Source organism: Acetobacter oryzoeni (assembly GCF_004014775.2).
In the GTDB taxonomy this organism is placed as follows: Bacteria; Pseudomonadota; Alphaproteobacteria; order Acetobacterales; family Acetobacteraceae; genus Acetobacter; species Acetobacter oryzoeni.
The window spans coordinates 2,353,504-2,369,065 of the sequence record NZ_CP042808.1; the positions used below are offsets into that span (position 1 = coordinate 2,353,504).

Genomic DNA, 15,562 nt, shown 5'->3' on the forward strand with positions numbered 1-15,562 from the left:
GTGGAACAGGACGCACTCGCCCTTTACATCCACTGGCCATTCTGTTTGGCCAAATGCCCGTACTGTGACTTCAACTCACACGTACGGGCAGAAATTCCACAGGCGCGCTTTGCGCAGGCCCTTCGCGCAGAGCTTGCGCACGAGGCAAACCGTTTGGGCCGCCGCCGCCTGACATCTATCTTTTTTGGTGGCGGCACACCTTCTCTCATGGCCCCGCAAACGGTCGCGAGCCTGATAGATGATGCCACATCTCTGTTTGATGCTGTCCCCAACCTTGAAATTACGCTGGAAGCCAACCCAACCAGTGTAGAAGCCGAAAGACTGAAAGATTTCAGGCAGGCCGGAATCAACCGTGTATCCCTCGGTATTCAGGCTTTGAATGATGAGGCGCTGCATTTTTTGGGCCGGCAGCACTCCGCCACACAGGCGCTGGCTGCGCTGGAACTTGCACGTTCATTGTTCCCCCGCATTACGTTTGACCTGATTTACGCCCGCCCCAACCAGAGCGTGGCTGCATGGGAAACAGAGCTAGAGACAGCACTGCAACTGGTGGCAGATCATGTCTCGCTCTATCAGTTAACCATTGAACCTGGCACCAAGTTTGAAGCCCTTTACCGGCAAGGCAGCTTCAGCCTGCCGGATGAGGAAACAGCCGCAGCACTTTATGAAACAACAACGACCATCACGCACGCACACGGGCTGAATGCGTATGAGGTTTCCAACTACGCCAACCCGGGCAGTGAAAGCCGCCATAACCTGACATACTGGCATTACGGTGATTATCTGGGCCTTGGCCCGGGTGCGCATGGGCGCATTACGTTAGATGGCCAGCTTTATGCCACACGCAGGCACCGCGCGCCCGAACCTTGGGCCGAGCTTGTAGAACGCACGAGTTCTGGCCAGACATCTCAGGAGCCGCTTGTACCGCAGGAACGTGCGCGAGAAATGTTGCTCATGGGCCTGCGTTTACAGGAAGGCATTGCTCTTAGCCACTTTCAGGCACGCACAGGCCTGCAACTAACCGAAACCCTAGACCCGGTTATTCTGGCTGCTGCGTTGGAAGAAGGCTACCTTGTGCAAACGCCCACCCATTTATACGCGACAGAAGAAGGCCGCTTGCGGTTAGAAGCCCTATTGCATGCATTGGTGCTTTAAAAATAGAGCCTTGTCTGGCGTAAGTAGTACACTACATTGGAAAAATGCTTAATCTGATCAAGCTGGCTGTAGGCGTTGAATCACTCGAAGATCTGAGTGAACGGTTAAAACAGCCATTCAATACGCACAGCCACCCTGATTATGATACGCCCCTGCCTGTGGTGCACACGCGTTCTTTTCCCAAACAGAAAGATGCCCTTCTAGATGGTGGTTCGCTTTACCGCGTTATCAACGGGCTTATTTTGTGCCGACAACCCATTCTGGATATTCAAACCACAACACGGGCTGATGGTACACAGGGCACACTTATCTTGCTTTCCCCCAAGATTATTCCCGTAGAACCCCGCGCCATGCGGGCATTTCAGGGGTGGCGGTACCTACAAAGCCAAGATGCACCACCTGATTTACAGGGAACCGACGCGCGCCCAGCAGGCCTGCCCCTTTCTCTGCAGAAAAAATTGTTAGAACTTGGCCTGTAAAATATTCCCTATTATCCGGGAATGGCAGAACGACCGGTATAAGGAAGGCTGCAAAACTTTACCTGCCCAAGCTCAATCAAACAGGATGCATACACACCATTAAGCTGCTGAATGACCGCTCTACCTGTATAAGGTGCAGCACAGAATGTGATGTTTCCTGCTGTAATTGAACACGTATAATATATACCACTCCCCAATGGGAACGGCATTGCAGCCTTTCCCGTAAAAGGCTTACTGCAAAATACAGGATGACCAGCCGAAAGCTGACAGACCGCAATATTATGCACGCTGCTTTGCGCGCATGCCACTACCGTAACCGTGCAGACAAAATAACAAACCGTTAGGCCTTTTATAAAATGCTTGATTAGCATGTACTTGGCTAGCCTTAATCGGGATTCATCATGCCATTTTAACCAGAACAATCAGTTGGCATATTCTGGAATGATTATTTTTTCAAAAACCTCCACAAAAGTCTATTTCCTGCCTTGACGCCCCCCAGCATTATCTCTACAAAGCGCCTCAACACAGCCTCTTGTCCCGTTCGTCTAGAGGCCTAGGACACCGCCCTTTCACGGCGGCAACACGGGTTCGAATCCCGTACGGGACGCCAAGTCTTTTTAAAGGCTTGAAGGCAAAATGCTTTTATTATCAAAAATTTCATTCATATTCTTCGGTTAGATGTGGCCGCATCATCGTAATAGTGTCCGGCTTGATTGCATTTGTATAATGGTTATCAAAATGTGCACGAATGTAATTTACAACATTGGCTATTTGTTGATCATCCAGGGTGACGGCAAACCATGGCATAGCGCCCATGCCGTTAAGCACAACCGATGCAGCATATTCCGCACTCTGTAATTTGGGATTTTTCGCCAAGGCAGGAAACCGGGCACCAGCACCTTTTGCTCCCTTTCCATCTGACATATGGCAGCTCTGGCAGATGTGCTTATAAATATCTGCGCCATCTGAAAGGGATTGCGTTTTATCTACTACATTACCAGAGCTATCAGCCCATGCCGTTGTTGATGTAAAAATCAGAAGTAAAAAAAAGGGAATATGAAAAAACGTACTACGCATCAGGCCGCCCCCACTATGCGTTGATGCAAGCGCGTAATAGCATCCAAGGCAGATAAAATGGCACCTTCCTGCCAACATCCAACATAAGAAGCATGCTCGCCTGCCAGCACAATGCGCTTATCTATACTGCAAAGTGTTTTATAGTGTGTTCGCCTTGCTTCCTCTGTCCACATGGAACAACATCCCATAACCCATGGTGTCCGGCTCCAAGCAAAGCTCACACCGTTTGAAAACTCCTTGTGATATTGAGGATGAATAATACTTCCCTGCTCCAAAGCACGTTCTAGGCGTTCTTGGGGAGGCATTCCAACATAGTCATACGCAGGCGTTCCAAACAGATAGCCCCCCAGCAATACTGCCGGTCCTTTCCTGAAATACCCATGACTGGGATAGGAAATCTGGCTGATCGGCTGATCTGTAAAGCTGATGCCACCGTAAATCTGCTCATCCTCTTCCCAGAATCTACGATTAAACTCCAGTCCGATTTTAACAGAAGATGCATACGGTACAGCCAGGATTGCAGCTTTCATCGCATCTTCCACCTGCACATCCAGTTGTGAGAGAATGGAAAGAGGAATAGTGCAGATACAATAATCAGCCTGCATCTGTCTAACAGCGCCACCACGTGCCATATCGTTATAAGTAACGGTTACACCCTGTTCATTCTGGGAAATCTTTGTAACTTTACAGTTTAATGTAATGAGATCTTTAACTTGTCGTGCAAAACCCTTGCCAATCTGGTCCATGCCACCAACGGGTTGGAACAGTGTTGTCTGCATATCAATACGTTGGTTAAATGCCATCCAGTCCCACAAACCAGATTTCATGATATCTTTGCGCGCCAACACCTCTGATGGGATAGGTGCACCATTCAAACCGCCACCTTGCGCACGCTCAAAACCACGACGCCATGAACTGACAGTACCTTTTGTATAAGAAAGGTCTGGCGTAAGAGCCCCCCATGATTTCATGGCTTCAATTAAATAATGATGCTCGTCTTCACTGACGATATCGTCCAACTTGTGCTGATTGATTGCCTTGGCGAGAAGTTCTGCCGTAAATCCGTAAAAATCGGCAGAAAACTCCCTGTACCTTACGGATTTACCACCAAAAGTATCACCTGAATGCAGCCACGTGTTATGATTGACCTCAATAAACGGCTCAAGCTCAATCCCAAACTTCCGGCAATAATATAGCAATCCTTGATGGTGATACGGAATACGCCACGGACCCGGATTGAAATAATTCCCGTTTGAAAAACGAACTTTCTGTGATGCACCCCCCAGTTCCGTTACGGTATCTCCCGCACGCAAGCTGATATTACGGCCACCACTGCGGTTCTGAAACTCCAGAATCTGAATATCATATCCAGCCTTGCGCAGTTCATACGCCGATAACATACCTGCCAGCCCCGCCCCGAGAACTAGAATTCTGGTTCCCTTTTTGGCTCCAGTAAGAGAGGGAGGATGTGTAAAATCAGTTCCGGCGGCATGCCCCATAGTAGTCATGGCTTGATAGAGCGCCACACTGCCTGCCAATGCACCAATACGCGTAAGCAATTGCCGCCGTGTAAAAGGGAATGAATGATGAGGTTGTGACATCAAAAAATCCCGTCATTTTTATATTCAGCGTTACCGAACTCTGCGACAAACATTCCAAAGCATCATATGGAAAATGCAAAAACCATGAAACCATTATAAAAATTCATGGCTTTTACATATATTGCTTTACATGAATATATCTGTTCAAAATTCCTGATCTGCCTTCAACACGGCATGCAGCATCACGTTGCTTCCGGCCGTTGCATCTTCCTGCGTTGCACTTTCTGCTTCGTTATGGCTGATACCCTGCCAACATGGCACAAAAATCATGGCGGTTGGCACAACCCTAGAAACATACACAGCATCGTGCCCGGCGCCGGATACAATATCTTGCATGCTATAATTCAGCTCTTTCCCGCTTTCCCGAACACAGGCAACACAACGCTTATCAAAATGTACGGCTGAGGAATTCCATGTCGGCGTTATGCTGACCTCCACATCAGCCGCTTGCGCACATTCCTGCATACGGCGCAGGAAATCTTCTTCCATACCCTGTAATGCGCCTTCCGATGGATTCCGCAAATCCACAGTAAAGCGCACTTCCCGCGGAACAACGTTGCTGCTGGCAGGAAACGCCGTGATAATGCCAATGGTGCTTAAACCATCAGGCGCATACGCTTGTGCCACGGCATTCACTTGGTCAATCATACGTGCGGCGGCCAATAAGGCATCCTTACGCATGAGCATGGGGGTTGTGCCTGCATGTGCAGAGCGGCCGCGTACCACAACCTCATACCAGCGCATGCCCTGCACGCCGGTTACAACACCTATGGTGCATTCTTTGGCTTCCAGCACAGGACCCTGTTCAATATGCAGCTCAAAATATGCTGCCGCCGGATGCTGCCCGCAGTGTTCTTCTCCTACAAAGCCACCACGTTCCAGTTCCTGCCGCAACGTTATGCCAGTTGCATCTGTCCTGCTGCTGGCAAATTCCTCTGTAAAAGCACCACCAAAAACACCTGAAGCGAGCATGGGAGGCCTAAAGCGTGCCCCTTCCTCATTTGTCCAGTTCACCACTTCGATTGGATGCCGCGTATGAATGCCTGCATCATGAAGCGCACGCAAAACCGCAATACCGCCCAATACGCCTAAAATGCCATCAAAACGGCCACCTGTAACTTGAGTATCCAGATGGCTGCCCATCATAATGGGGGGCAGATCATTTTGCAGGCCAGCGCGACGGGCAAACTGATTACCCATAGAATCATGGGTTACAGTACATCCCAGCGCCTTGCAGGTTTGTTCAAACCATGCCCGAACCTGAAAATCTTCATCTGAAAGAGCAAGCCTACATATGCCACCTTTGGCCGTACCACCAAAAGTAGCAGTTGTGGTGAGATCATGCCACAGCGCCTGTCCATTCACTGTCAGATCGGCATATTGGCTCATATTCTGCACCTTTTCTATTTCAGGCTTTTTGGTATTCAATATCCACGCGCAACATCACATAACAAAGCGGGCCGCTCTCCCCGCTCTAGGCATGCCACCACATTCACTGCGTAACGGGCCTGCATTTCACGTGATGCCTCAGATGCAACATGCGGCGTAAGGATCACGCGTGGGTGCTGCCACAAGGCAGATTCTGCGGGTAATGGTTCGGGCGTAACAACATCCAGCACGGCACCACATAACGTGCCATCATCCAGTGCTTTCAGAAGATCTTTCTGTACAACGTGTTTCCCACGGCCAACATTTACAAATCCTGCGCCTTTAGGAAGATGCTGGAAAAAGTCAGAATCAATCAGCCCTTCTGTTGCAGGCGTTGCTGGTAACAGATTTACCAGAACATCCACTTCGGCCAAAAATCCGGGCAGATTCTCTCTGCCGCTCCAGACTGTTACGCCTTCTACATCGGAAGGCAGACGTTTCCATCCAGAAACACAAAAACCAAACCTGGCCAGATCCTGCGCAACAAAAGCACCAAGATGCCCCAAGCCCATGATACCGACCCTGGTTGTATCGGATGTGCGGCTACATACGTTATTGCGCCATACAGCGTGCTGTTGTTGGAGAGCCCATGTGCGAGCCCCCCTGAGAAGGCTAATAACTGCCCACAGCACATAATCCGCCATCAGGCGGGCTGTCTGCTCCCCGCCCATGCGCACCAAGGGCACATCCTGCGGAAAATCCGGCAAGGAGAGCAGATGATCAACACCTGCTCCTGTGCATATAATGCCTTTCATATGGGCAAGGCATTCCACATGCTCTGGTTCTGGTTTCCAGACCAAGGCATAATCATCAGGCTGCAATTGCCACGCAGGGTCAAACCATGAGCAGACAGGAAGATCAGGCGCAACCGTAGCAAAAGCCTGCCGCCAGCTTTCAAAGACCTCGTGGCCATCTGCGCTGATTACAATACGAGCAGGCATTTGCTATTCCTTTCTTTGTAAAATCCCTAAAGCTTTTACAATGGCTGCCTGCGCAAAGGCATGGTCATGCAATGAATACTGCCGCCACCACGGGAAAACTGATTGAGTTCTGGGTCAAGCACTGTCAGCCCTTCAGCACGCAGCATCTGGTTAATCCGCACAGAATGGCGCGGACTTACCACCCTGTCTTTCCCCAAGGAGAGCACGTTACACCCCATATCCCGCATGGCCTCACGATAGCTTACCGGCAGAATACGGATACCCTGTTCACGGAACCATTCCAGATCAGCTTCATCCAACACATCCACGGCAGCAATCGCAAGGTTTTCCGCAACCATGCAGAAAATGACATCAAGATGAAGAAAATGCTCTGGAAAGTGAATCATGCGGCAGGTCCAGCCAGCTTCTTCAAACCAGCTGATGAATTCGGCCGCTCCTTTTGCATCCGTCCGGCCGCCACTTACACCAACGGCTAGCAAACCAGGGCGAATGATATGGATATCCCCGCCCTCAATACGCCCTGCGGTACATGTGCGCCAGATTTCATCGGGTGCGTAAAAAGAGCGGATTTCTTTTTCCTCTCCCACACGCTCCGGTCGGGAAAGATTTGTAACAACCGTGCCAAATGGCGTGGTTTGTGAACTGTCTCGCGTATAAACTTCGTACGGCATGTTTTCATGCGGCACAAGGAAATGGCAGGACACATCCTCGCTTTTAAGCGTTGAAACCAGTTCATCAAACTGAGTACGTAAGGCGGTGCGATCTATGTTTCCGCCATGCGCCATTGTCTGAATAGCAATATCGTTACTTGGAATCCATTCGTAATAATCAGGCGGACACAAAAGAACGTCTGCCAGCACGCCGGTTTCGCTGTCTATAAACCACCTGTTTGCAGCCATGTCTTGAAATTCCTCAAGGTATCTGTTTCAGGCACAGACTATCCGAGAGATACTGCAATCCGAATACGAACGGACAAGAGTTCACTTTAGTTTTTTCACAAATATATTCAAATCACCCGGAAAACCGCCTTTCTCCCGCTTTCTGCCTCCGACATGTTGATAATTGTCCGCAGTTCGCTCTTCACAGCCCATGTTTTACACGCCATAATCATTCCTTATAAGAAACAATAGAGCCTTGTTAATCAAGCCAAAGGATCCTCCGACAGTTTCCTCCATCTTTATCCTGACGCCCCACCCAGCAGGAGCATTCAAACCATGATAGGAAGCAGCCATAAAAAACCCCGTCCCAGAAAAAGGCCGCGTGGGTTTCAAGGGCATGTTTCGGAAATAGATCTGCGCCTTCTGCGTGTCTTTCATACTGTGGCAGAACAGGGTGGGTTCAGCGCCGCTGAAATAACCCTGGGGAAAAGCAAGTCTTCTATCAGCTTGGACATTTCCGCCTTAGAAACACGTCTGGGGATCACCCTTTGCCTGCGTGGGCGAAGTGGCTTTGCACTGACAGATGAAGGGCGTGAGGTGCTGGAGGCAACACATGCGCTTTTTCTTAATCTTGAACAGTTTCGCCAGCAGGTGAACCAAGCCAGCGGTATGTTAAGCGGCACGTTCAACCTGTATGTGCCCGACAACATACAGACCCACGGTGAAACACCGCTTGTAAAAGCCATTCATACATTCACACAAAACCACCCAAGCGTATTTATGAACCTGCATTCTGCTGCAACCAAGGAAGTGGAAGTGGCGGTTATAAACGGCCAGGCTACGGCTGGCATTGCCCTTTACGCCCAGGGAGAGGCCCCTTTAGGCAGCCGCCCACTGGTGGCAGAATCATCTTTCCTGTTCTGCGGTGCCAGGCACCCTCTCTTTCATATGCCTGAAAAAGAAATCACGCTTGATGTGCTCACCAGCCAGCGCATGATCAGCGTTGCCGATGCCGCAACATCCAAAGCATGGGAAGAAATACGCCCGCATTTCACCTACCATGCCAAGGCGGACAAAGTAGATGCACGCGCTCTTCTTATCCTGTCTGGCAGTTACATTGGATTTTTGCCGGAAATTTTTGCAGCACCTCTTGTTGCGCAAAAATTACTACGCCGGATCACCTTTAATGATCTGCACCTTATAACCTGCTGCCATTTTTTGGCTCGCATGTCCCCCGAAACCAGCCTGATGGTCGAAACATTCCGTAATTTACTGGAAGCGTCATATTAATGCCCCGCTTTTTCCCCCATCAGCCACTCATGCAGTGGTTCCAGCATGTTGTCGCGCTGCTCGGCATCCTTTTTATGGCTTTAGGCCAGCTGGGATCAGCACGAGCCGAAGAACTTCCTTCGTTTATACATGATGGCACACTAACCATCTGCACCAACCCGACCCTTCCCCCCATGACCTTCGTGAAAGGGCAGGATGTCACACATCCGGAAGGGTTTGATATTGACGCTGCTCATTTTCTGGCCACACGCTGGCATGCGCAACTTTCCGTTGTTACCATGGATTTTACAGGATTATTCCCCAGTCTGGGCGCCCAACGCTGTGGCCTGGTTATGAGTGGCATTATCCGCACGCCCCCGCGTGAGAAAAGCTTTGATGCGGTTTCCTATCAGGATACGGCACTGGTGGTGGCAGGACGTGCAAATACTCCTGTTCTAACCAGTATGGATGAGTTGTCTGGCAAGGATGTCGCTGTAGAATCCGGCACAAGCTATGTGACCCGCCTTGGCGTCATAAACGATGCCCTGGTTGCTGCAGGCAAAGCCCCTATGATTATCCAGCAGTATCCAACCGAAGAACAGGTTGTACAGCAGGTTCTTATTGGGCGGGTTTTTGCATTTGTCAGCCAGGATGTTGAAATCTTTTTCCGCATGCGCCAGCTTCAGGGCAAACTACACATCCTTCTGACCCCGGATATTCCGGATTACCGACATTTTGCCATTTACCTGCGCCAGAACAAGCAGGATCAGGAACTGCTCCAAACAGCAATCACTGCGCTGGAAACAGATGGAACACTGGCGACACTACGCAACAAATGGTCCATTACCGATCAGTCCACAAAACAAGGGGCAGATGCGTCTTCCTCTGGCTCGATATTTGATTGGAATGCCTTTTTTTCTGCGCTGACATCCCGCGCCTTTCTCCATGGCGCCCTGATTACATTAACCGTGGCCCTCCTTTCTCACGTCATCGCCATCACTTTGTCCGTGCCGATTGCCATTGCACTCAACAATCCTCAACGGTCTGTTCTCAAAATTGTTCTAGAAGGATATGTCGCTCTTTTTCGTGCCGCCCCAACATTGTTGCAGCTTCTTTTCATCTGGAATGCTGTGCCGCAGTTTTTCCCCATTTTTCGTGAACAATGGTTTACGCCCTTTTTGGCAACAGTTCTGGCCCTTTCCATCAATGAATCTGCTTATCAGGTGGAAATCAACCGTTCCGCACTCAGCGCCGTAGATCCGGGGCAGGAACTTGGCGCCAGCGCACTTGGACTAAGCCGACGTGATATTTATTGGCGCGTTATTTTTCCGCAAGCGTTCCGTATTGCTCTGCCGCCTACCATCAACGAGTTTATCAATCTTCTTAAAATTACATCTCTTGCCTCTGTTATTTCACTGCAAGAACTTCTGGCCGTGACACAAATACAGGTTGCACGGACCTTTGCCTTTACAGAGTATTATGCTGCGGCTCTGGTTTATTACCTGGTCATGGTCTTCTTTTTCCTTTTCCTTCAAAAACGGGTTGAACGACGCTTCACCTGGTCTGACCGAAAAAAGGTTGTGTCTAATGCAGCATGAATCCACAACCACTCCCATGATTTCTGTGCGCAGCATGAGCAAACTGTTTGGAGAGTTTGTAGCGCTTGACCGCTTAGACTTTGATGTAGAAAAAGGCGAAAAAATTGTTATTCTGGGGCCATCTGGATCTGGAAAATCTACCCTTATCCGCACATTAAACCGCATTGAACCCCACGATAGCGGAACGCTTAAAATCAACGGCAAGTTGATTAATGACAAAACAGATCCTATCCAACTCCGCTGTATGGTCGGTATGGTTTTTCAAAACTATAATCTGTTTCCACATTTAAGTGTTTTAGAAAACTGTATTCTGGCCCCCATGCGCGTCCGGCACATGACACGCACGGAGGCCACAGATCTTGCCCGCCGCTATCTGGACCAGGTGGGCATTCCCGATCAGGCAGATAAATACCCTATTCAGCTTTCTGGTGGGCAACAACAACGCGTTGCGATTGCCCGAGCACTATGCATGCAGCCAGAAGTGATGTTGTTTGACGAACCTACCGCGGCACTTGATCCCGAAGCGATTGTAGGTGTGGTAAGCATTATAGATGAACTGGCTGAACAGGGTATTACAACAGTATGCGTAACGCATGAAATGGCGTTTAGCCGCCGTATTGCAGACCATATTATCTTTATGGATCAAGGGAAAATTCTGGAAATTACGCCTCCAGAAACTTTTTTTACAGCACCACAAACGGATCGTGCACAAAACTTTCTAAACCAGATGCTTCGTTACTGAACAGCATCTCAATATCAATCAGAAAAAGTATGCTTGAGTCATTCCTAAACGAAGGCGACCCAATTTCATTGTCAAATAGAAATGAAAAGCCGGTTGTCTTCGCGCCCCAGAAACCGGTTCCAATAGGAATGAAACAGGAATACGGGCATGAAATCATCTTTTTTACATCGGTCCTTCCGTTTTCTGGCCGTTGTTCCAGCATATATCTCACTGCCAACCCTGCCCTGCCTGCTTCTGGCATCAACATCTTCTTTGGCTGCTACAGCAACACCCACCGCTAGCACGCAGCCTGCTTCGGCGCATTCTGTCTCTCCTGGACGAAAGCATGCAGTCGTTACACCACGCCGTAAAAATACTGCCCCACACATGGGTTCTACTGAACAGCTGGAGGTAACGCGCTCCCACACACACCGTTATCTATCCTCCCCTGGCACGGTGAACGTTATGAGTGGCCAGGAACTGCGTGCACTGCGCATTGAAAGCCCAAAGGATATTGCCGCATTTACGCCTGGTGTTACGGCAGTAAACGCCACTTCCGGTTCAACACCCATTTTTTCTATCCGTGGTGTTGGTTTGGATGACTATATCGGCACAAACATGGGGGGAATTGGCATTTATCTGGATGGGCTGCTGGCACCGTATCCGGTATTCTATAATGGCCAAATGCTCGATACAGAAAATGTTGCGGTAGAAAAAGGGCCGCAAGGCTTTGATATGGGGCGTAGCTCTACAGGTGGAACGGTCAATATTCAGTCTGTAAAGCCTTCTGATAAATTCGGAGGTTATGCAGAATGGGGGTATAGTAGCTACAATACAAACCGTGGTCGGTTTGCTGTAAACGTGCCCATCACCAACAAAATTTACAATCGCACAGCCTTTAACTACGTAAAGGGTGATGGCTGGCAAAAAGATGTTGGAACCGGTGCACGCTATGGATCGCAGGATCTGCTATCTATCCGCAACCTGACCAAGTTTGTGATAGATGACACTTCCTCCGTATTGCTGAATCTGCATTATACACGAGACAAAGGTACCCCGATGTCTCCGCAAGATCTGGATCCCGTAGATGGTGTAGGGCCACATCCACACGCCAATGCTGTCAATGTCGGAAAAGATCCTGCTAAACGTAATGAAAATGGAGGCGGTGTTTCTGTTGCCTATACCAAAGCCTTCAACTTTGGCACATTCACCTCCACCACCGGCATAGATTTCTACCGCCGTGATGATTACGACAACTACGATGGCACATCCAACGAGTATGGTGATTATCGTTGGAATGATACATCCATCGCGCAATCACACGACATGCACCTGCGTATGAATCTTGCAAAAATTCTCCATCTAACGGTAGGCGTTTATGAGTCCTATGATAAAATTGATGGCAGTTACACAAGCTTCCGCAACTCCTTATCTGCCACACCACCATATTGGCTGAGAGACCAGTTTTCTCAGCAAAACCTGTCCACAGGCCTGTACGTCAACACAGTTACCAATATCACCAAAAAGCTGGATTTCATTGCATCCGGTCGCCTTTCCTACGATGAACGCGGCTTTAATGGTGGCACACACAACGTTCAGACAGGTGAGCAAAGAACCTTTCTGGACACTACCCACGCGTATCATCGTTTTACCGGGCGTGTTGGCCTGCGCTACCAGATTGTACCTGGCACCTATGCTTATGGCACCATTTCCAATGGTTATAAGCCAGGCACATATTTTGCAGGCCCCGTGGCTGCCACATCTGCTTTGGATTACGTAAAACCTGAAAACCTGATTGCGTATGAAGTTGGTATCAAATCCTCCCTTCTGCATAACAAGCTTGTGGTGGAAGGCTCTTTATTTGACTACGAATATCATAATCGGCAGACACTTTTTTTCGCGCCCATGCCAGATGGATCAAACTCCCTTACACTGGGCACAATTTCCCGGGCACGCACTCGTGGGGGAGAACTCTCCAGCACGCTGCATAATCTCGTCCCCAATCTAGATCTGCGCGGATCATTTGCCTATCTGGATGCTCAGGCCAAAAGCCCTGTAGGTTCCATTAATGGGCTACCGCTAGATCCTCCCGTTACGCATAATTCGCCTTTGCCATTCGCGCCGCGTTTTTCATGGAGCGCCGTTGCCCGTTATGGCATCGACATGGGCCTGTACCGTACAACATTACAAGCCAGCTACACATGGAAAGACAACATGTGGGTTGCTCTGGGGGACCCCAACGCCAAATCCAGCAAGATCAGCTCCCTTGGCCTTCGTATGGAGTTTGGCCCCAAAACCGGCAAGTGGACTGCTGCCGTATATGTTGACAATCTGCAGAATAAGCATGGCACAACCTATTCCTTCACCGGCAGCGATAATAACCGCGCCCAGTATATTCAGACACCACGCTGGGTTGGCTGTGACCTACACTACAACTTCTGAATACTACACAAGAAACCGGGAAAGAGCTTATGAAACTTGAACTTTTCCGCACATTGTGGGGGGATAACCGCCGATGGGATATCCCTCTGGCAGAAGCACGCAAAGCCGGTTTTGTAGGGTTGGAGGCTCGCATTCCTCCAACTCATGAAGAGGCTCAGGAATGTGCAGCCATTTTACAGGGAGAAGGCGCTCCCTTCATTGCCATTGCCATGACAGGTGGAGGCGTTATTCCGCGGCAGAGTGCAACAGTGCAGGATCATCTAGATGATCTGCGTGATGCCATAGACCGTGCATCGCTTATGAAGCCTCGATTTATTAATATTTTAGGAGGAAATGATCGCTGGCCTGCTCACAAACAAGCTGAATTCATAGCATCTGCACAGGAAATATGTCGTGCAGCGAATATGGTGTGTTGTTTTGAAACACATCGCTCCCGCATTCTGGCAACGCCTTGGATTACACTTGATGTTATCAGGCAACTTCCAGATGTGCTCTTTACTGCTGACATTAGCCATTGGGTTGTTTGCTGTGAACGGTTACTGAATGATCCGGCGGATGATTTTTCCTCTTTCATCAGCCGTGTTCATCACATTCAGGCACGTATAGGATATGATCAGGGCCCTCAGGCCCCTCATCCAGCAGCTCCTGAATATGCCCCAGCCCTACGCTTCCATCAGCATATCTGGCAAGAGATATGGCAAAGTCAGTGCACGCGCGGATACACCACCACCACAATGACCCCAGAATGTGGGCCTGATGGCTATTTGCATACCTTGCCATTTACCAACATGCCCGTAGCAGACCTCTGGTCACTCAATGTCTGGACGGGCCAGACAGAATACGAACATTTTCAACATGTCATGTCAGATTCTGGCAACAAGAAGGAATTGGGTTGATGTCTGTCTCCAAGACCACTGAAACTTTTACCAGTATCCCGGTTATTGATATCGGCAAATTATATAGCTCTGACCTTGCGGAGCGTAAGGCTGTAGCCGAAAAATTGGGAGATGCGGCCCGTAATGTCGGGTTTCTTTACATTTCCGGCCATAATGTTGGTGCTGATCTGATTGAAGGCGTGCGCAAGGCTGCACGTGATTTTTTTGCCGAACCATTTGAAAAAAAGATGGAATATTACATAGGCACATCTGCCACCCATAAAGGGTTCGTGCCTGAAGGAGAAGAAGTCTATTCTGCTGGACGGCCAGACCATAAGGAAGCCTTCGATATTGGATATGAAGTACCTGCCAACCATCCTCTAGTGCAGGCAGGAACACCCTTGCTGGGGCCCAATAACTGGCCAGATATTCCGGGGTTCCGCTCCGCTGCAGAAGCTTATTACCGCGCTGTTTTTGATCTGGGCCGCACACTCTTCCGCGGGTTTGCCCTCGCATTGGGGTTAAACGAAAACTACTTTGATACAGTTGCAAATTTCCCCCCCTCCAAATTGCGCATGATCCACTATCCTTACGATGCTGATGCACAGGATGCCCCAGGCATTGGCGCCCACACGGATTACGAGTGTTTTACAATTCTGCTGGCGGATAAACCCGGCCTGGAAGTGATGAACGGCAACGGAGACTGGATTGATGCGCCGCCAATTCCGGGTGCATTTGTTGTGAATATTGGTGATATGCTGGAAGTGATGACGGCCGGAGAATTTGTGGCCACAGCACACCGTGTTAGAAAAGTTTCAGAAGAACGTTACTCTTTTCCACTATTTTATGCCTGTGACTATCACACTCAGATTCGCCCACTTCCTGCCTTTGCAAAAAAAGATGATGCTTCTTACGAAGCCATAACCATTGGCGAGCATATGTGGGCCCAAGCGCTGCAAACGTATCAATATCTGGTTAAAAAGGTTGAAAAGGGCGAACTGAAATTGCCCAAAGGAGCACGCAAAACGGCTACTTTTGGGCACTTCAAACGCAACTCTGCCGCCTGAATACAAATTGTAGCAGACCTTTAAGGAGGTT

Annotated in this window: 13 protein-coding genes and 1 tRNA gene; 9 read left to right on the plus strand and 5 right to left on the minus strand. The window is 49.4% G+C overall.

From position 1 onward, the window contains the following. The 3 genes from hemW (at position 1) to EOV40_RS10955 (ending at position 2,244) form a co-directional block, all read left to right on the plus strand. Positions 1-1,155 (plus strand): radical SAM family heme chaperone HemW, encoded by a 1,155-nt coding sequence (hemW, locus tag EOV40_RS10940; protein ID WP_128105983.1) that lies wholly within the window; start codon positions 1-3, stop codon positions 1,153-1,155. Positions 1,156-1,199: 44 nt separating this feature from the next. Continuing rightward, positions 1,200-1,634, plus strand: a complete 435-nt coding sequence (locus EOV40_RS10945; protein ID WP_128105984.1) for a DUF1489 family protein — start codon at positions 1,200-1,202, stop codon at positions 1,632-1,634. 534 nt (positions 1,635-2,168) lie between these two features. Beyond that, a tRNA-Glu gene (locus EOV40_RS10955) sits at positions 2,169-2,244 on the plus strand. Between the two features lie 47 nt (positions 2,245-2,291). Here the strand turns inward: EOV40_RS10955 and EOV40_RS10960 are convergent. From EOV40_RS10960 to EOV40_RS10980, 5 genes are all read right to left on the minus strand, one after another. Further along, on the minus strand, positions 2,292-2,711 hold the full coding sequence (locus EOV40_RS10960; protein ID WP_128105986.1) for a c-type cytochrome: 420 nt from the start codon (positions 2,709-2,711) through the stop codon (positions 2,292-2,294). Beyond that, positions 2,711-4,312 carry a flavin monoamine oxidase family protein gene (locus EOV40_RS10965; RefSeq protein ID WP_128105987.1) on the minus strand — a complete coding sequence of 534 codons (1,602 nt, stop codon included), beginning with the start codon at positions 4,310-4,312 and terminating at the stop codon, positions 2,711-2,713. Before EOV40_RS10965 ends, EOV40_RS10960 begins: the two co-directional genes overlap by 1 nt. 144 nt (positions 4,313-4,456) lie before the next feature. Next, the gene (locus tag EOV40_RS10970) at positions 4,457-5,701 is read right to left on the minus strand and encodes a M20 family metallo-hydrolase (RefSeq protein WP_128105988.1); all 1,245 of its coding nucleotides are present in this window, start codon (positions 5,699-5,701) and stop codon (positions 4,457-4,459) included. Between the two features lie 35 nt (positions 5,702-5,736). Next, on the minus strand, positions 5,737-6,681 hold the full coding sequence (locus tag EOV40_RS10975; protein ID WP_128105989.1) for a 2-hydroxyacid dehydrogenase: 945 nt from the start codon (positions 6,679-6,681) through the stop codon (positions 5,737-5,739). A gap of 35 nt (positions 6,682-6,716) precedes the next feature. Beyond that, on the minus strand, positions 6,717-7,580 hold the full coding sequence (locus EOV40_RS10980; RefSeq protein WP_050820030.1) for a dimethylarginine dimethylaminohydrolase family protein: 864 nt from the start codon (positions 7,578-7,580) through the stop codon (positions 6,717-6,719). 315 nt (positions 7,581-7,895) lie between these two features. Here EOV40_RS10980 and EOV40_RS10985 point away from each other — a divergent pair, with 315 nt between their 5' ends. The 6 genes from EOV40_RS10985 (at position 7,896) to EOV40_RS11010 (ending at position 15,531) form a co-directional block, all read left to right on the plus strand. Continuing rightward, entirely contained in the window at positions 7,896-8,849 is a 954-nt protein-coding gene (locus tag EOV40_RS10985; RefSeq protein ID WP_050820031.1) for a LysR family transcriptional regulator, read from the plus strand. Next, positions 8,849-10,426, plus strand: a complete 1,578-nt coding sequence (locus EOV40_RS10990) for an ABC transporter substrate-binding protein/permease (RefSeq protein WP_128105990.1) — start codon at positions 8,849-8,851, stop codon at positions 10,424-10,426. Before EOV40_RS10985 ends, EOV40_RS10990 begins: the two co-directional genes overlap by 1 nt. After that, a complete protein-coding gene (locus tag EOV40_RS10995) occupies positions 10,416-11,168 on the plus strand; it encodes an amino acid ABC transporter ATP-binding protein (protein WP_280114340.1) in 753 nt (250 codons plus the stop codon). Before EOV40_RS10990 ends, EOV40_RS10995 begins: the two co-directional genes overlap by 11 nt. Positions 11,169-11,315: 147 nt before the next feature. Beyond that, a complete protein-coding gene (locus EOV40_RS11000; protein ID WP_128105991.1) occupies positions 11,316-13,589 on the plus strand; it encodes a TonB-dependent receptor in 2,274 nt (757 codons plus the stop codon). Positions 13,590-13,618: 29 nt separating this feature from the next. After that, positions 13,619-14,485 (plus strand): sugar phosphate isomerase/epimerase family protein, encoded by an 867-nt coding sequence (locus tag EOV40_RS11005; RefSeq protein ID WP_128105992.1) that lies wholly within the window; start codon positions 13,619-13,621, stop codon positions 14,483-14,485. After that, entirely contained in the window at positions 14,485-15,531 is a 1,047-nt protein-coding gene (locus tag EOV40_RS11010) for an isopenicillin N synthase family dioxygenase (RefSeq protein ID WP_128105993.1), read from the plus strand. The genes EOV40_RS11005 and EOV40_RS11010 overlap by 1 nt, the downstream gene beginning before the upstream one ends. Positions 15,532-15,562: the final 31 nt, after the last annotated feature.